Genomic DNA, 16,539 nt, shown 5'->3' on the forward strand with positions numbered 1-16,539 from the left:
GCTCAGTCCTTTACGCGGTGGGTCCGCCGAAGATCTCGATCGCCTTGCTCTCGGGCGAAAGAGTCACGATGGCGCGCTTGGTGTCCTTGCGCTTGCCGAAGCCCGCGCGAGTCCGCTTCCGCTTGCCCTGGCGGTTGGCCGTGTTGACGCTGACCACCTTGACGCCGAACACCTTCTCGACCGCGATCTTGATCTGGGTCTTGTTGGCGTCCGGGCGGACGATGAACGTGTACTTGTGGTCCTCGAGCAGCCCGTAGGACTTCTCGGAGATGACCGGCGCGAGCAGGATGTCGCGGGGGTCCGGAATGGCGACCGAACTCACTTCTCGTCACTCCCTTCCGTGACCTCGCCCGACCGCGCCGAGGCCTTGGCCTTGCCGCGGGCGGGGCCGGCGACGAACACGTCGTACGCGGCCTTGGTGAACACGACGTCGTCGTTGACCAGGACGTCGTAGGTGTTGAGCTGGTCCGCCCAGAGGAGGTGCACCTCGGGCAGGTTCCGCAGGGAAACCCAGCTCAGCTCGTCGTCCCGGTGCAGCACCACGAGCACGCGCTTCGCGGCCGTGACGGCGGCGAGGGCGGTCTTGGCGGCCTTGGTCGACGGCTTCTCACCGGTCACCAGCTCGGTGACGACGTGCAGCTGGCCGGCGCGCGCCCGGTCGGAGAGGGCGCCACGCAGAGCGGCGGCCTTCATCTTCTTCGGGGTGCGCTGCGAGTAGTCACGCGGCGTGGGGCCGTGGACGACGCCACCGCCGGCGAACTGCGGCGCGCGGGTCGAACCCTGGCGGGCACGGCCGGTGCCCTTCTGCCGGTACGGCTTCTTGCCGCCACCGGAGACCTCACCACGGGTCTTCGTGTCGTGCGTGCCCTGGCGCGCGGCGGCCAGCTGGGCCACCACCACCTGGTGCATCAGCGCGACGTTGGCCTGCACGTCGAAGATCTCCTCGGGGAGATCGACCGTGCCGTCGGCTTTACCGGCCGGGGTCTTCAGCTCGACGTTCGTCATTCGGAGTTACCACCCTTCGCGGCGCTGCGCACGAACAGCAGGCCGCCCTTGGGACCGGGCACGGCGCCCTTGATCAGCAGCAGGCCGTCCTCGGCACGCACGGCGTGCACGGTCAGGTTCTGCGTGGTGACCCGGTCGTTGCCCATCCGGCCCGCCATGCGCAGGCCCTTGAACACGCGGCCGGGGGTGGCGCAGCCACCGATCGAACCCGGCTTGCGGTGCACGGCCTGGGCACCGTGGCTCGCGCCCTGGCCCTTGAAGCCGTGGCGCTTCATGACACCGGCGTAGCCCTTGCCCTTGCTGGTACCGGTCACGTCGACCTCGACGCCGGCGGCGAACACCTCGGCGGTGATCTCCTGGCCGACCTCGTAGGTCTCGGCGTCGGTGGTACGCAGCTCCGCGAGGAAGCGCCGCGGGGTCACGCCCGCCTTGTCGTAGTGGCCGGTGCGCGGCTTGTTCACCTTGCGCGGGTCGACCGCGCCGAACGCCAGCTGCACGGCCGTGTAGCCGTCCTTGTCGGTGGTCCGAACCTGGGTGACCACGTTCGGACCGGCCTTCACGACGGTGACCGGGACAACCCGGTTCTGCTCGTCGAAGACCTGGGTCATGCCGAGCTTGGTGCCCAGGATGCCCTTCACTTGCCTGTCAGACATGAGTCTCTTATCTCCGCCGCTCGCCCAACGCTTACTGGATGTTGACGTCGACGCTCGCCGGCAGGTCGATGCGCATGAGCGCGTCGACCGTCTTCGGCGTCGGGTCGAGGATGTCGATCAGACGCTTGTGCGTGCGCATCTCGAAGTGCTCGCGCGAGTCCTTGTACTTGTGCGGCGAGCGGATGACGCAGTAAACGTTCTTCTCGGTGGGCAGCGGCACCGGCCCGACGACCCGGGCGCCGGTGCGCGTGACCGTCTCCACGATCTTGCGCGCCGAGGTGTCGATCGCCTCGTGGTCGTAGGCCTTGAGCCGGATGCGGATCTTCTGTCCCGCCATGGTGGCTGCTCGTTCCTTGTCGTCTCGTGCCGCTATCTCACAAACCTGCCCCGGGTGCTGCCACCCTGGCCTGGTTTCCGCAGTTCAACGGCCCTGTCCCCGGTCCACGCGGTCGGGCGTGTCGCGCCCGACGCACAGACGGATCCCGCGGGATCGTCGTCTTGCCTGGTCTTCCTCAACGTGAGGAGGCGATGAGCCGGCCGCGCTTGTGCAAGCCCTGCCGTTCACTGCCTTTGCCCGCTCGCCTACCCGAAGGAAAGGACTCCGCGGACCGTGGCCACTCGCACCAGGGCGGCCGGACCCCCGAAGGAATCGGCCGCCCCAGGACGAGCAACCTGAATAGTGTCGCACACGTGATTTGACGCCCCTGACCCGGGGGTGTATCAGCCCCGGGCGGGGCGCCGAATCACTTGATGATCTTGGTGACCTGACCCGCACCGACGGTGCGGCCGCCCTCGCGGATCGCGAAGCGCAGGTTCTCGTCCATGGCGACCGGCTGGATCAGCTGCACCGAGATGTCGGTGTTGTCGCCCGGCATGACCATCTCGGTGCCCTCGGGGAGGGTCACGACGCCGGTCACGTCGGTGGTGCGGAAGTAGAACTGCGGGCGGTAGTTGTTGAAGAACGGGGTGTGACGGCCACCCTCGTCCTTCGACAGGATGTAGACCCGGCCCTCGAAGTCGGTGTGCGGGGTGGTGGTACCCGGCTTCACGACGACCTGGCCGCGCTCGACGTCCTCGCGCTTGATGCCGCGGAGCAGGAGGCCGACGTTGTCGCCCGCCTGGCCCGAGTCGAGCAGCTTGCGGAACATCTCGACACCGGTGACAGTCGTCTTCTGCGACTTCTCCTTGATGCCGACGATCTCGACCTCTTCGTTCACGTTGACCACGCCACGCTCGACGCGGCCGGTCACGACGGTGCCGCGGCCGGTGATCGTGAAGACGTCCTCGATCGGCATGAGGAACGGACGGTCGAGCTCACGCACCGGGTCCGGCACGTTGTCGTCGACGGCGTGCATCAGCTCGAGCACGGCCTCGCCCCACTTGGCGTCGCCCTCGAGGGCCTTCAGGCCCGAAACGCGCACGACCGGCGCGTCGTCGCCCGGGAACTCCTGCGAGGACAGCAGCTCGCGAACCTCGAGCTCGACGAGCTCCAGGATCTCCTCGTCGTCGACCATGTCGGCCTTGTTCAGCGCGACCACGATGTAGGGCACGCCGACCTGGCGGGCGAGCAGCACGTGCTCACGGGTCTGCGGCATCGGGCCGTCGGTCGCGGCGACCACCAGGATCGCGCCGTCCATCTGGGCGGCACCGGTGATCATGTTCTTGATGTAGTCCGCGTGACCGGGGGCGTCGACGTGCGCGTAGTGACGCTTCTCGGTCTGGTACTCGACGTGCGAGATGTTGATCGTGATGCCGCGCTGCTTCTCTTCCGGCGCGTTGTCGATCTGGTCGAACGCGCGGGCCTCGTTCAGCTCCGGGTAAGCGTCGTGCAGCACCTTGGTGATCGCCGCGGTCAGCGTGGTCTTGCCGTGGTCGACGTGACCGATGGTGCCGATGTTGACGTGCGGCTTGCTCCGCTCGAACTTCGCCTTCGCCACTGGAATGTCCTCCTGGACTGATTTCGCTTTGTGCTCGGGGGCCGGCGTGGCTGCCGACCCCCGAATGTTCCTTCGTCGGTGCTGCGGACGTTCAGGAGAGTCCCTTAATGCCCGCGCGCGGTGGGGGAGTTACTCCCCCGTCGCCTTCGCGATGATTTCCTTCGCGACGTTCGCGGGAACCTCGGCGTAGGAGTCGAACACCATGGAGTAGTTCGCCCGGCCCTGGGTGCGGGACCGCAGGTCGCCGACGTAGCCGAACATCTCCGACAGCGGGACCAGCGCCTTCACGACGCGGGTGCCCGACCGCTCCTCCATGGCCTGGATCTGACCACGGCGGGAGTTGAGGTCACCGATGACGTCACCCATGTAGTCCTCGGGCGTGGTCACCTCGACCGCCATCATCGGCTCCAGGATCACCGGGCCGGCCTTCTTCGCGGCTTCCTTCATCGCCATGGAACCGGCGATCTTGAACGCCATCTCCGAAGAGTCGACCTCGTGGTAAGCACCGTCCAACAGGGTGAACTTCAACCCGACGAGCGGGTAGCCGGCCAGGACGCCGTACTGCATCGCGTCCTGCGCGCCCGCGTCCACCGACGGGATGTACTCCCGCGGCACGCGACCACCGGTCACCTTGTTGTCGAACTCGTAGAGCGCGCCGTCGGTGCGCTCGAGCGGCTCCAGCTTCACGATGACCTTCGCGAACTGGCCGGAACCACCGGTCTGCTTCTTGTGGACGTAGTCGAGCTTGTCGACCGTCTTCTTGATCGTCTCGCGGTAGGCGACCTGCGGCTTGCCGATGTTCGCCTCGACCTTGTAGTCGGACTTCATCCGGTTCACCAGCACCTCGAGGTGCAGCTCGCCCATGCCCGCGATGATCGTCTGGCCGGTGTCCTCGTCCAGCTTGACCTGGAACGTCGGGTCCTCTTCGGCCAGCTTCTGGATCGCCAGGGACAGCTTCTCCTGGTCGGCCTTCGTCTTCGGCTCGATCGCGACCCGGATGACCGGCTCGGGGAACGTCATCGACTCCAGCACGATCGGGTTCTGCGGGTCCGCCAGGGTGTCACCCGTGGTGGTGTCCTTCAGCCCGATGACCGCGTAGATGTGGCCGACCTGGGCGTCGTCGACCGGGTTCTCCTTGTTGGAGTGCATCTGGAAGATCTTCCCGATGCGCTCCTTGCGCTCCTTGGTCGCGTTGATGACCTGAGCGCCGGCGGCGACCTTGCCCGAGTACACCCGGATGTAGGTCAGCTTGCCGAAGAACGGGTGCGCGGCGATCTTGAACGCGAGCGCGGCGAACGGCTCGTCGACCGAGGCCTTGCGGGTCACGACGGTCTCGCCGTCGGGCAGCAGGCCCTCGACGGCCGGGACGTCCAGCGGCGACGGCAGGTAGTCGATCACCGCGTCGAGCATGGGCTGCACGCCCTTGTTCTTGAACGCGGAACCGGCCAGGACCGGGAACGCCTCGCGGGTGATGACCAGCTTGCGGATGCCGGACTTGATCTCGGCCTCGGAAAGCTCTTCGCCCTCGAGGAACTTCTCCATCAGCGCGTCGTCGGTCTCGGCGACGCTCTCGATCAGCTTCTCGCGGTACTCGGCGGCACGGTCGGCCAGCTCGGCGGGGATGTCCTCGACCGAGTAGTCCTCGCCCTTCTGGACCTCGCCGCGCCAGGTCAGCGCCTTCATGCGGACGAGGTCGATGACGCCCTCGAAGTCGTTCTCCGCGCCGATCGGCAGCTGGATCGCCAGCGGCTTGACGCCGAGGCGCTCCTCGATGGTCTTCAGGGTGTAGTAGAAGTCCGCACCCAGCTTGTCCATCTTGTTGACGAAGCAGATGCGCGGGACGTCGTACTTGTCCGCCTGCCGCCAGACCTGCTCGGACTGCGGCTCGACGCCTTCCTTGCCGTCGAAGACCGCGACCGCGCCGTCGAGCACCCGCAGGTTGCGCTCCACCTCGACGGTGAAGTCGACGTGCCCGGGGGTGTCGATCAGGTTGATCTGGTGGTCGTTCCAGAAGGTGGTGGTGGCAGCCGAGGTGATGGTGATACCCCGCTTCTGCTCCTCCTCCATCCAGTCCATGGTGGCGGCGCCGTCGTGGACTTCACCGATCTTGTAGTTGACCCCGGTGTAGAACAGGATCCGCTCGGTGGTGGTGGTCTTGCCGGCGTCGATGTGCGCCATGATGCCGATGTTGCGGACCTTGTTGAGGTCGGTCAGCACTTCACGTGCCACGAGAATGTTCCCCTGTCTCAAGCGTGGGGCCCGGCATGGCTTGCATCTGATGCCGGGCGGAAATCACCAGCGGTAGTGCGCGAAGGCCCGGTTGGACTCGGCCATCTTGTGCGTGTCCTCGCGACGCTTCACGGAGGCACCGAGGCCGTTGGAAGCGTCGAGGAGCTCGTTCTGCAGGCGCTCGATCATCGTCTTCTCGCGGCGGGCCTGCGAGAAGGAGACCAGCCAGCGCAGCGCCAGGGTCGTGGAGCGGCCCGGCTTGACCTCGATCGGCACCTGGTAGGTGGCACCACCGACGCGGCGGCTCTTCACCTCGATGGTCGGGCGCACGTTGTCGAGAGCGCGCTTCAGCGTGACGACCGGGTCGGTGCCGGTCTTCTCGCGAGCGCCTTCGAGCGCGCCGTACACGATGCGCTCGGCCAGCGACCGCTTCCCGTCCTTCAGCACCTTGTTCACCAGCTGGGTGACCAGCGGGGAGGCGTAGACGGGGTCGGAGATCAGCGGCCGCTTCGGGGCCGGACCCTTGCGGGGCATTAGCTCTTCTCCTTCTTCGCGCCGTACCGGCTGCGCGCCTGCTTGCGGTTCTTGACACCCTGGGTGTCGAGCGAACCGCGGATGATCTTGTAACGGACACCCGGAAGGTCCTTCACACGACCACCGCGCACGAGCACCATCGAGTGCTCCTGCAGGTTGTGGCCCTCACCGGGGATGTAGGCGGTGACCTCGATGCCGCTGGTCAGCTTCACACGCGCGACCTTGCGCAGCGCCGAGTTCGGCTTCTTGGGGGTCGTCGTGTACACGCGAGTGCACACGCCGCGCCGCTGCGGGCTCCCCTTGAGGGCCGCCGTCTTCTGCTTGGCAGCCTTGTCCTGGCGGCCCTTGCGGACCAGCTGCTGGATCGTGGGCAATGGACCAGCTTCCTGTCGTGATCTGCTTCTTCGTGTCTTCACCGGCCCCCGCGGTCGGGCGTGTCGGCCCGCGTCACGGTCTTGCGACCGGTAACTTCCCGGAGGGATTTCCGTCGGAACCCCGACCTGCCGAAGCCGGTGACCGGGTGCCTGAGCACCCCGCCCATGCGCACGGCACGCGGAGCGGCCCGACGCCTGCCGGGCACGGTCTCCAAAGATACCCGCCCGGGTCCGGAGGGAGCGCGGCGGGGGGTCCGAAGGTCGAGGAACCTCCAGCCTACCTCTCAACACCGCCTGCAGGCGGGATGTTCCGGAGTCCGGTCGCGTCCGCGTTTTCCGCTCGACCGCCCGGGACCTGGGCTTCGCGACCGCTCCGTACAACACCGCCGGCCTCGGGGATGTTCCCCGGCCGGTCCCGGCGGCCGGCCACCCCGGGCGGCCGGCCGCCGGAGCGGCGCGTCAGTCTTCTTCGGGCTTCGCGTGGTCGGGCTTGCCCGGGTTCGGGTCGCGCGAGAGGTCGATGAGCGGGTGCACGCCCGCCCCCTCGGGCGCCGCGTGACTGCCGGTCGACTTCGGTTCTTCTTCCGGCCGCTCGGCCCGTTCACTGCCGCTCATGACGCACTCCTAGCGCTCGTCCCCTGCTTCCCCTTGCGGCCGGAAACCTACCCATTACCCGGCCGGGTGACGCAGCGGGATCGGATCCGGCGTTCCGTGCGTCACACTGTCGCCGACCGGCCACGATGGGTCGACCACATACCGGCCGAAGGGGAGGAACCAGGGCATGTCCGCCGAGTTCGAGCAGCTGGTGACCGAGTTCGAACGGTTCCGGTCGACCATCCGCCACGTCGACGACCGGTTCGCCGGCCTCGGCGCGATGCAGCAGGAGCTGACCGAACTGCGGGCGAGCGCGACCTCGCCGGACGGCGGCGTGACCGTGGTCACCGGACCGGGCGGCGCGGTCCTCGACGTCAAGGTCACCGACGCGGCGCTCGCGAAGGGCGCCCAAGCGCTTTCGGCGACGCTGCTGGCCACCCTGCGCGAGGCCGTCGGCGAGGCGGCCCGGCGCCAGGCGGTGCTCGTCCAGGAGCACCTGGGCGGCGACCTCGTCGAGCAGGTGCTCGAGACCCAGGCCGTCGCGTTCGGAACCACCGTCGAGGAAATGCGGTCGAAGCTGGCGCAGGAACCGCCGCACCGGGCGGCACCCGAGGACTTCTCCGAAGAAACGGTGCTGCGCCAGGCCGACACCCCGCCCCCGCCGCCGCAGGCCCCGCAACGCGGCGGGTCGGCCGGCGACACCTTCCTGCGGAACCTGTTCGACGAGGAGGACTGATGCCCGACGGAGCCGGCGGCTACCAGGTCGAGGTCGACGCGCTGCACAAGTACGTCGGCGACCTCGGCGAGTACAAGGACCAGGGCGCGCGGATCACCGAGCAGGTGGGCCGGTCGAACGTCGGCGACAAGTCGTGGGGCGTGGTCGGCATCTTCACCAAGGGCGGCTACGACGACGCCCTCCGCGAGCTGCAGACCCTGCTGTCGTCGCTGGCGGACGGGCTGGCGACGGCCCAGGCGAAGCTGACCGACGCGGCGAACGTCTACCAGGGCATCGAGGACGACCACACGACCTTCTTCGGCCAGGTCGAGGTCCTGCTCGACGGCCCGGGCAAGCACTGAGGGGGACGAGATGGCGGACGTGGAAGACGTCGCGAGCGGCATCAAGGTCAAGTCCGACGACCCGCACACCGTGCTCGGGGTGAACGTCGACAACGCGATCAAGGCGACGCCGTTCGCCGGCAGCGCCGTCACCGTCGGCAAGGACGCCGTGTCGGTGAAGAACGCGGTGTTCGCGCCGCAGAAGGACGGCGCGGACATCACGCTCGCGCTGGGCACCATCGCGACCGACACCGCGAGCTTCATCCAGTCCAGCTCGAGCACCATCCAGGACATCGCCACCGACCCGCTCGGCTGGCTCGTCGGCCAGGGGCTGAACTTCCTGGTCAACGCCGTCCAGCCGATCCAGGACGCGATCCACTTCGTCAGCGGCGACGGCCCCGCGCTGAGCGTCGCGGCGGAGAACTTCGGCGCGATCGCCACCGGGCTCGACAAGCTGGCGCAGAACTTCGCCGACGTCACCGACGACGCGCTGAAGAACTGGCAGGGCAACGCGTCCGTCGCGGCGAAGACCGCTCTGGGCGAGTTCGCGCACGGCATCGAGGGCGTTGCCGGCAAGTCCGGCGACCTCGCCAAGATGCTGCAGCTCAACAGCATGCTGATGAGCTTCGTCGAGGACCTGGTCAAGGCGATCCTCACCGAGTTCGTCACCTGGCTGATCATGCTGTGGGTGCCGACGCTGGCCGCCGCGGTGCCGACCTGCGGTGCCTCCCTTTCGGCCGCGGCGCCGGTCTCCGAGGTGAAGGCGGCCGAAACCACGGCGAAGACGACGCAGAAGGTGTCGAAGCTGCGCGAGCTGCTGCAGAAAGTGCTCGACTGGCTCAAGAAGCTGCAGGAGAAGTTCGCGACGAAGAAGCTGAGCAAGGCTCTCGGCGACATCGCGAAGGAGAACGAAGGCAAGGACCTGCTCCAGAAGGCCGTCGGCGACAAGGGCCTGATCGGCAAGCGGTGGGCGAAGGCCTTCGAAACCCCGTGCTCGACGCCGCGGGCAAGGTCGACTACAAGAAGACGATGCTGAAGACCGGCGCGACCGAGGCCCTGAAGAAGGGCGGCGAAGCGGCGGTGAAGGGCGTGCTCGGGTTCAACCCGGCCAACCCCGGCGACAACGACGCCAAAACCCTCAACGACCACCTCGGCAAGCTCACCAGCCACGTCAAGAACGCGAAGAAGACGAGTGGCTACGACTCGGCGGGCGAGGACCGGCCGGTCGAGGAGACCCGCGAGGACCTGGACTTCTGACGATGGAGACGCTGTTCGTCGTCGCTCTGCTGGTCGTCGTGGCCGCGGTGGCCGCCGCCGTCGTGTGGCGGTCGAACCGGAAGTTCGCGACGAGCCGCGCGGAGCACTGGTTCAAGGCGTTCGCGGCCGAGCGGGGCGGGACGTTCCACAGCGGCCCGGGCGCGGACCCGAAGCCGACGTTCGGCGTGGTCCACCCGACCGGACGGCCGCTCGCGGACCGGCCCCACGAGACGTGGGTCGAGTTCCGCGCCGGGGATCGCCCGGCGATCGCGATCGACGGGCAGGAGCCGTACCGCCACTTCGACGACCACACGTACTTCCGGGACGTGCACGTCACGCAGGTGGCGGTGCCGCCGTGCCCGGAGCTGCGGATCGTCCCCGGCAAGGCGGTGTCGCTGCCGACCCTGCCCCCGGACTCGCCATTAGAAGGCACGCTCGCGCGGTGGCTCGAAGAGAACCCTCGGTTCGGGCAGCGGGACGTCGTGGTCGAGCACGGGTCCGCGCGGACGTGGGGCCAGGGCTGCGCGACGCGGGAGAACGTCACCGCCGAAGCGGGCTACCTCGCCGAGCTCGTCGATCGGCTCCCCGCCGCCCTGTGGCGGGTCAGCGGCGCCGGGTAGTCAGGTGGGTCAGGCCGGCCGAGAGGGCGAACACCAGGCCCAAGCCGACGATGTACGGGCCCGCGAGCAGCGCGAACCCCGCGCCGATGTTGGCGTCGGCCTGCTTGTCCGACTGGAAGCCGATCGCCCCCACCGACAGCAGGATCGCTCCCAGCGTGATCAGCAGAACGGCCACCACCGTCAGGCGCTTCGTGACAGTCGTCATCACTTCATGGTGCCCGGGGCCGGGCCAATTCGCTGGACAGTGACCCCAGGATGAGGACGTGGACTGGAAGATCACCCAGATCGACGTCGCCCACCCGGATGCCGTCGCGATCATGCGCGAGTACATGGACGAAGTCGCTTCGCGCTACTACGGACGCCCGATCACCGAAGCGGAGCTGACGCGGTACGTGGCCGAGGAACCCGGGACGGACCTCGTGCCGCCCACCGGGGCGTTCCTCCTCGGCCGCCGCGACGGCGAAGTCGCCGGGTGCGCCGGGACGCGCGTCGTCGCGCCCGGGATCACCGAGCTGACGAAGGTGTTCATCAAGCCGGCCCACCGCGGGACCGGGGGCGGGCCCGCGCTGGTCGCGGCGGCCGAGGACGCGGCCCGGCGGCTCGGCTCGGCGCTCATGCGGCTCGACACCCGGCACGACCTCGTCGAGGCCCGCGCGCTCTACGCGAAGACGGGCTACGCCGAGGTCGAGCCGTTCAACGACGAGCAGTTCGCCGAGCACTGGTTCGCGAAGGCCCTCAGCTGACGCAGGCGGCGACCTCGCCCGGCGCCGACTTCCGCGTCATCACCACCCGGCCGCCGGCCGTGACCCGGCATTCGACCGCGCCGCTCCCCTGCCCGAGCAGCTGCACCGCACCGGGCGCCGCCCAGCTGAGGTCCTTCCGCCACGGCAGGGCGACGTTCAGCTCCTGGTGGACCAGGCCCAGGCCGTTCGAGTCGTAGACGACCGTCGCCGTGCCGGTGCCGGCCAGCTCGTAGGTGACCTGGTAGCCGGCCGGCGCGGGCGGGGTCGAGGTGTACGTCGCCGTCGCCATGATCGTGCGCGGCGGGACCGACGAGGACGACGGCTCCCCCACCACGGCGACGGACGGCGCGGGCGGCGGCGAACCGTCGTCGCCGAGGACGAAGATGCCGGCGGTCACCGCCGCGATGGCGATCACCGCGATGCCGAGCCTGCCGACGAGCTGCCGGTTCATGGGGACTCCCGAGGAGGACGGCGGCCCCTCGCGGCGAGGGGCCGCCGGAGGGTCAGAACGAGGGCAGGAGCTTGCCCGGCACACCGTTGACGGACTGGATCAGGCCGAGCACCGGCACGCCGAGCGGCGCGAACGTCCAGATGTTGTTCAGGCCACTGGTGTCCGGCTCGTCGACCACGACGACGCCGGGGGCGTCGGCGGCCAGCGCCGGCGCCGCCGCGCCGAACAGGGCCGCACCGGTGAGGACGGCGACAGCGAGGGTCTTCTTCATGGGTTTTCTGCCTTTCAGGAAACAGCGGTGATCAGGTCGAAGACGGGCGCGAGCAGGTCGACCGGCTGGCCGACCGGGCCGAGCACGCTCCCGAGGTCGACGCCGGGGACGAGCCAGACCGAGCCGTCCGTCGGGTCGGCACTGGCGACACCGGCGGCGAAGCCGGTGAACGCCGTCGCCGCGACGAGCGGCAGCAGCACGCGGGCAGCGAGACGCTTCATGCGTTTTCCTTTCCTTCCCAGGGTTTTCAGCGCAGAACCGACGTGATCGGCACGATGGTTCCGTCGGGGACCCACTGGCCCGCGTAGTCGCGGTCCATCACCATTCCGGTGGCGTGGGGTTCGGTGGGGTACATCGGCATGGCGTTGACCTGGGCGGCGGCGAAGATCTGGACGTCCGCCGCCGGCCGGTCCGCGCCGAGCCAGTTCCGGAAGCCGCCGACCGTCGGGCTTTCGCCGCCGAAGCGGTCGCCGACCGCGACGGCGTACCCGACCGCCGTGGCCTCCCGCGGGTCGAACCGCAAGGGCAGCGACGCGCTCGCGACGGCATTGACGATCGGCCCGTTCAGCAGCCATGGCGCCAGGTAGAGCCCGTACTGGTGGGTGGGCTGGAGGCGCTGCAGTTCCGCGGCCCGCGTCATCGCCGTGTACCCGGCGGCCCAGCCGGAAACGACGACGAGCGCGGTGTCGGGCCCGGCGTCCGGCCGCACGGCCAGTCCGGTGCGCGCCGCGGTCTCGCGCACCAGCTTCGCCGCCGCGACGCCGCGCGGGGAGTCGTCCTCGACGAGCGTGATCCCGGCCGGTTTCCGCCCGGCGAGGAACTCGACGAGCTTGACCAGCGCGCCGCTGTCCTCCGGGCCGAGCGCGTCGGAGGGGCAGGCCGTCAGCACGTCGGACCGGCCGGCGACCAGGCTCCCGAGGGCGGCCGAAGCGCACTCCGGCGCGTCGGCCTCGGTGATCGACGGCCCCGGCGCGGTGCCCGCGTCGACCTCGACGACCGTCTTCGCGTCGCCGCGGCGGATCTCCAGGTCGCTGCGGCCGGGCGGTAGGTCGACGTCGGCCCAGGTGCCCTCGGCGCCGGGCCGCGCGATCGCCTTCGTGATCAGGCCGCCGCGAACACCGGCGGAGAGGTCGTCGCCCGCGCTCGGCGGGAAGTGGACGAGGTTGTGCCCCGGTCGTTGCGGGCTGACGAGCACCGGGAACCCCGGCGCGTCGGCCAGCAGCGGCACCCCGGGCACCGGCAGCGGCGGCGGCACGGGAATCGCGCCGAGGGCACTCCACGCGAGGAACCCGAGCGCGACGCCGGCGACCCCGAACCGGTAGGCGCGGCCGTCGACCACCCCGGCGAGGACGCTCACCCCGACCGGCAGGACCACGACGGCGACCACCGCGAGCCCGAAGAGCGTCGTGTAGAGCCGCCGGTCGAAGCCCAGGCCGGAGATCCCGAACCGCACCGCGCCGGCCAGGACCAGCAGGCCGCCGAGGGTGAGAGCGAGCGGCCCGGGCCGGATCGCCGACGTCGTGACCGGCCCGAACAGCGCGAAGCCGAACCACACGGCCGCCCCGGCGACGAACACCGTGTCGACCGCGAACTCGACGCCGGTGCCGCCCGATGACGTCTCCAGCACGACCAGCACCAGCAACGCGAGCGACGTCCAGCGGGTGAACCGCGGGAGGAGCGGCACCGCCACCGCGAGCACGACGTGGATCGCCAGCGCGACCACGTTGATGTCGACGGCGAAGGAAGACACCACGGCGAGCAGCGCCGAGACCCCGCCGAGGACGTACAGCGTGACGGGCCGCCGCCCCGGCGGCCGCAGGAGGCCGCCGCCGGCGAGGAACGCCGTGGACAGCAGCAGAGCAAGCCGCAGGACCAGCGCCAGGACGTCCACAGTGGACGAACCGGTGGGCGCGGAGTGGTCGTGTTCCATCAAGACTCCCAGGTCGGGGTCGTGGGTGTTCAGGGCGGTTCTGACCGCCCTGAACACCCACGACCGCGTTACTTGATGTTCGCGTCGGCGACCACGAACAGCTCGGAGTGCGGCTTGGCGTTGCCGAAGTCCCCGTGCGGCCACGACTTGCGGTTGAAGTTGATGCCGACCTGGCCGGTGAACTCGTCCCGGAAGTTCGAGTCGACCGCGACCTTCCCGTCCGGGCCGAGGTTCAGCAGGTTGACCTTGTGGTCACCGTCCAAACCGGACCGCGCGACGAAGTAGTTCGACACCGCGAGGTGCTGCGGCGACGTGGTTTCGTGGTAGAAACCGTCACTGCCGAGCGCCCAGTTGTCGTAGGCGCCCCAGTGCGGGCCCGCGCCCGGCGTGCCGGGGTTGATCGGGGCCGCGCCGACGACGGTCGGCAGGTCGCCGCCCCCGCCCTGCTGCGCCTTCGCCTTGGTGTCGACCCGGCCCTGGATGTCCTCGATCCGGTCGCCGGCGTTGACCAGCTTCTGGATGTCGAGGACGTAGACCCCGCCGGTGGTGCCGGGGTCGTCGGCCGAGAGGGTGCCCTTCTGCCGCCCGACGATCGCGCGGTAGAGGTACTTGTCGTCCGGGCTCGTCTGGATCCAGCCGCCGTTGGAGCTGGCGCCGTTCGAGTCGTTGTTGGCGTAGATCGACTTGTTCGCCGCGCCGTCGTCGAACACCTCGATCCAGTGCGGTTCCTTCGCGGTGATGTCCGGCGTGTAGAACACCGCACCGCCCTGCATGGTCTGGGCGAACGCGCCCTTGTGGCCCGGCAGGTTGGTCACCGTCGTCTCCATGACCGCGCGGCTCTCGGCGTGGAGCGGGTCGGCGGGATCGGCACGCGGGCCGTCCTGCAGGTACGACACCGACTTCAGCTTCGGGTGGTTGCGGTCGGAGATGTCCCAGGTCCGCACGGTCGGCCGCCGCAGGTACGGCGACGGCTGCTTCACCGGGTCGAGGATGATGTTGCGCGGCTCGGCGTAGTCGCTCGTGACGAGCGTGTTCAGGTCCTCGCGGGCCTGGACGCCGTGCGGGTTGGCGCAGGTCGGTTTGCCCAGCTGCGGCAGGTTGTCGCAGAGCTTCTGGTTGTCGCCCTGCGGGGTCGCCGCCGGGTTCTCCGACAGCACCTCGCCTTTCTGTCCGAAGTGGACGACCTCGCCGGGGCTGCCCGCGAAGCCGTTGCCGACCTGGGTGGAGCCGTCGGCGTAGGTGTGCGGGCCGGGCACGACCGGGCCACCCATGTACGTGCCGTACGCGGTGCCGTCCTTGAGCACCCAGTACGCGTCGGGGACCGAGCCGCCGAGCGTGTTGGTCGGCAGGCTGACGCCCTTGAGCTTCAGCTGCGGCAGGGCGCCGACGTCGAAGGCGTACGTCGCCGCGGCGAACAGCGCGCCCGCGTAGACCGTGTCGCCCTTGTGCCACACGTACTGCATGTGGTGCGGCTCGTTCTCGACCAGCGGGCCGACGGTCGCGGTGTTGACGACCTTGCCGTAGGTCGGCGAACCCTGCGTCGCGTCGATCACGGCGAGGAAGTCCGGCCCCGGCAGGGCGTTCTTGATCTTGTTGAGCCCGCCGCCGAGCGTGCCCGGCAGGTTCTTGACGTCCTTGACGAGCGTGTCGGCGATGTTCTCGTCACCGGCCCAGACGAGCAGCCACTTCTTGGGCGTGCCGTCGGCGGCCCTCGACTCGGCGGTCAAGTCCTTCGACACCAGGTGGTTCTGCACCCAGTACTGCTTGCCGTCGGACGCGGTCTTCGCGTCGGTGATCGTCTGGACGTCGGCGTAGGCGCCGGTGGCCGAGCCGGTGTACGTGACGGCGCCGGCCGCGAGGGCGAGTGCCGCGGCGCCGGTCACCACCCTTCGCCACCGGCCCGGGCGCAACGGAGTTGATCGCATGGTTCTCCCTGTTCCTTCTCACGGACGAAACCGTTGGGACACAACGGAAAGCTGACGTCAGCAGACCTGGACGGGATATTCGCGCCAAGCGGTCAAAGCGTCCAGTCGTGATCAAAGAATGAGATTCACGCTATTCAGGTGAAATTCCCACAACGTGGGCCGAATTGACGCGCTTCACTGAGCCGAACGAGTGATGAGCCAACCGGCGCAGCCACGGTTCGTCACAATGGCGCAGCCCCGACGCCTGAACGCCGGGGCTGCGAGTTATGAATTCGTTATGAAGTGCCGGGAACTCCGGTCAGAGTTTGGTGCCGCAATCCGAGCAGAACAGCGCTCCGGGCTTGTTGCTCTCGCTGCCGCAGCCGCCGCAGCGGACCTTGAGCGCCAGCGACGTGCCGCACGACGAACAGAACTTGCCGCCGTCGGCCTTCAGGCCGCAGCCCGGGCAGGTGACCTTGGCGCGGGTGTCGAGGTCGAGGTCGGACGTCCAGTCCTTCTCGCGGGCCTTGTCCCAGATCTGGTCGCGCTGCGCCGACGCCTGGGCGCGCGAGATCTCCTCGGCGACGCTCGGCGAGCAGCGCAGGCACTGGCCGATTTCCTCGTTCCAGCACTGGTCCTGGCACATCCAGTCGCCGCAGCCGCGGCACTGGCGGAAGCTCGGGGTGATCTCCTTGACCGCCGCGGCCAGGGCTTTGTCCTTGGCCGGCGAGTTCGTCGCGCGGTCGTAGCGCCACTGGTCGGCCGAGTTGCTCAGGTCCCGCAGCGTCCCGCCGAAGAACGAGCCGACAGCGCGAAGCACGCTTCGCCCGGTCTCGACGTTGTCGCGCTGGAAGGCGGATCGATAGCCGTTGCCGCAGCGTTCGCACCGGAACTCGAACTGGTACCCCTGCGTGTTGGAGAGGTCCGAGAAGTTGTCCGTGAAGGGCACAGAGTCAGCCACGGCCCATCTTCGCCAGCGCG

The 16,539-nt window shown here is 69.2% G+C and carries 22 protein-coding genes; 6 read left to right on the plus strand and 16 right to left on the minus strand.

Features of this window, described 5'->3' with window-relative positions:
* Positions 1-10: 10 nt before the first annotated feature.
* The 9 genes from rplW to ACWEN0_RS32710 form a co-directional block, all read right to left on the minus strand.
* Complete coding sequence (gene rplW, locus ACWEN0_RS32670; protein WP_003102087.1) at positions 11-322, minus strand: 50S ribosomal protein L23; 312 nt, start codon at positions 320-322, stop codon at positions 11-13.
* Complete coding sequence (gene rplD, locus ACWEN0_RS32675; RefSeq protein WP_451982325.1) at positions 319-1,005, minus strand: 50S ribosomal protein L4; 687 nt, start codon at positions 1,003-1,005, stop codon at positions 319-321. The genes rplW and rplD overlap by 4 nt, the downstream gene beginning before the upstream one ends.
* Complete coding sequence (gene rplC, locus ACWEN0_RS32680) at positions 1,002-1,658, minus strand: 50S ribosomal protein L3 (protein ID WP_451982329.1); 657 nt, start codon at positions 1,656-1,658, stop codon at positions 1,002-1,004. Before rplC ends, rplD begins: the two co-directional genes overlap by 4 nt.
* Before the next feature lie 31 nt (positions 1,659-1,689).
* A complete protein-coding gene (rpsJ, locus tag ACWEN0_RS32685; protein ID WP_003102098.1) occupies positions 1,690-1,995 on the minus strand; it encodes a 30S ribosomal protein S10 in 306 nt (101 codons plus the stop codon).
* Between the two features lie 406 nt (positions 1,996-2,401).
* Complete coding sequence (gene tuf / locus ACWEN0_RS32690) at positions 2,402-3,595, minus strand: elongation factor Tu (RefSeq protein WP_451982332.1); 1,194 nt, start codon at positions 3,593-3,595, stop codon at positions 2,402-2,404.
* Positions 3,596-3,724: 129 nt separating this feature from the next.
* Positions 3,725-5,824, minus strand: coding sequence for an elongation factor G (gene fusA, locus ACWEN0_RS32695; RefSeq protein WP_451982335.1), 2,100 nt, complete (start codon positions 5,822-5,824; stop codon positions 3,725-3,727).
* A gap of 63 nt (positions 5,825-5,887) precedes the next feature.
* Positions 5,888-6,358 (minus strand): 30S ribosomal protein S7, encoded by a 471-nt coding sequence (gene rpsG / locus ACWEN0_RS32700; protein ID WP_072474768.1) that lies wholly within the window; start codon positions 6,356-6,358, stop codon positions 5,888-5,890.
* Positions 6,358-6,732 (minus strand): 30S ribosomal protein S12, encoded by a 375-nt coding sequence (gene rpsL / locus ACWEN0_RS32705; protein ID WP_003102113.1) that lies wholly within the window; start codon positions 6,730-6,732, stop codon positions 6,358-6,360. The genes rpsG and rpsL overlap by 1 nt, the downstream gene beginning before the upstream one ends.
* A 459-nt stretch (positions 6,733-7,191) precedes the next feature.
* A complete protein-coding gene (locus ACWEN0_RS32710; protein ID WP_451982338.1) occupies positions 7,192-7,347 on the minus strand; it encodes a hypothetical protein in 156 nt (51 codons plus the stop codon).
* A gap of 166 nt (positions 7,348-7,513) precedes the next feature.
* On the opposite strand from ACWEN0_RS32710, the gene ACWEN0_RS32715 reads away from it, so the two are divergent.
* Genes ACWEN0_RS32715 through ACWEN0_RS32735 form a run of 5 tightly spaced genes read left to right on the plus strand, consistent with a single transcriptional unit; the run spans position 7,514 to position 10,259 of the window.
* Entirely contained in the window at positions 7,514-8,062 is a 549-nt protein-coding gene (locus ACWEN0_RS32715) for a YbaB/EbfC family nucleoid-associated protein (RefSeq protein WP_451982341.1), read from the plus strand.
* On the plus strand, positions 8,062-8,403 hold the full coding sequence (locus ACWEN0_RS32720) for an ESX-1 secretion-associated protein (RefSeq protein WP_451982344.1): 342 nt from the start codon (positions 8,062-8,064) through the stop codon (positions 8,401-8,403). The genes ACWEN0_RS32715 and ACWEN0_RS32720 overlap by 1 nt, the downstream gene beginning before the upstream one ends.
* A 10-nt stretch (positions 8,404-8,413) precedes the next feature.
* Positions 8,414-9,418: a hypothetical protein gene (locus tag ACWEN0_RS32725; protein WP_451982347.1), complete on the plus strand. Its 1,005-nt coding sequence runs from the start codon at positions 8,414-8,416 to the stop codon at positions 9,416-9,418.
* The gene (locus ACWEN0_RS32730) at positions 9,373-9,639 is read left to right on the plus strand and encodes a hypothetical protein (protein ID WP_451982350.1); all 267 of its coding nucleotides are present in this window, start codon (positions 9,373-9,375) and stop codon (positions 9,637-9,639) included. Before ACWEN0_RS32725 ends, ACWEN0_RS32730 begins: the two co-directional genes overlap by 46 nt.
* A gap of 2 nt (positions 9,640-9,641) precedes the next feature.
* Positions 9,642-10,259, plus strand: coding sequence for a hypothetical protein (locus tag ACWEN0_RS32735; protein ID WP_451982353.1), 618 nt, complete (start codon positions 9,642-9,644; stop codon positions 10,257-10,259).
* Here the strand turns inward: ACWEN0_RS32735 and ACWEN0_RS32740 are convergent.
* Positions 10,243-10,464 carry a hypothetical protein gene (locus tag ACWEN0_RS32740; protein ID WP_451982356.1) on the minus strand — a complete coding sequence of 74 codons (222 nt, stop codon included), beginning with the start codon at positions 10,462-10,464 and terminating at the stop codon, positions 10,243-10,245. The genes ACWEN0_RS32735 and ACWEN0_RS32740 overlap by 17 nt on opposite strands.
* A gap of 58 nt (positions 10,465-10,522) precedes the next feature.
* Here ACWEN0_RS32740 and ACWEN0_RS32745 point away from each other — a divergent pair, with 58 nt between their 5' ends.
* Entirely contained in the window at positions 10,523-11,002 is a 480-nt protein-coding gene (locus ACWEN0_RS32745) for a GNAT family N-acetyltransferase (protein ID WP_451982359.1), read from the plus strand.
* Here the strand turns inward: ACWEN0_RS32745 and ACWEN0_RS32750 are convergent.
* From ACWEN0_RS32750 to ACWEN0_RS32775, 6 genes are all read right to left on the minus strand, one after another.
* Positions 10,995-11,453, minus strand: a complete 459-nt coding sequence (locus tag ACWEN0_RS32750) for a hypothetical protein (protein ID WP_451982362.1) — start codon at positions 11,451-11,453, stop codon at positions 10,995-10,997. The two genes, ACWEN0_RS32745 and ACWEN0_RS32750, sit on opposite strands and share 8 nt — an antisense overlap.
* A gap of 52 nt (positions 11,454-11,505) precedes the next feature.
* Positions 11,506-11,724, minus strand: a complete 219-nt coding sequence (locus ACWEN0_RS32755) for a hypothetical protein (protein WP_451982365.1) — start codon at positions 11,722-11,724, stop codon at positions 11,506-11,508.
* A 14-nt stretch (positions 11,725-11,738) separates the two neighbouring features.
* On the minus strand, positions 11,739-11,945 hold the full coding sequence (locus tag ACWEN0_RS32760) for a hypothetical protein (RefSeq protein ID WP_451982368.1): 207 nt from the start codon (positions 11,943-11,945) through the stop codon (positions 11,739-11,741).
* A gap of 26 nt (positions 11,946-11,971) precedes the next feature.
* Positions 11,972-13,654: a hypothetical protein gene (locus ACWEN0_RS32765; RefSeq protein WP_451982370.1), complete on the minus strand. Its 1,683-nt coding sequence runs from the start codon at positions 13,652-13,654 to the stop codon at positions 11,972-11,974.
* Positions 13,655-13,722: 68 nt separating this feature from the next.
* Entirely contained in the window at positions 13,723-15,579 is a 1,857-nt protein-coding gene (locus ACWEN0_RS32770) for a hypothetical protein (RefSeq protein WP_451982373.1), read from the minus strand.
* A gap of 298 nt (positions 15,580-15,877) precedes the next feature.
* Positions 15,878-16,519: a zinc ribbon domain-containing protein gene (locus ACWEN0_RS32775; protein ID WP_451982376.1), complete on the minus strand. Its 642-nt coding sequence runs from the start codon at positions 16,517-16,519 to the stop codon at positions 15,878-15,880.
* Positions 16,520-16,539: the final 20 nt, after the last annotated feature.

This window comes from Amycolatopsis sp. NPDC004378, assembly GCF_053602455.1.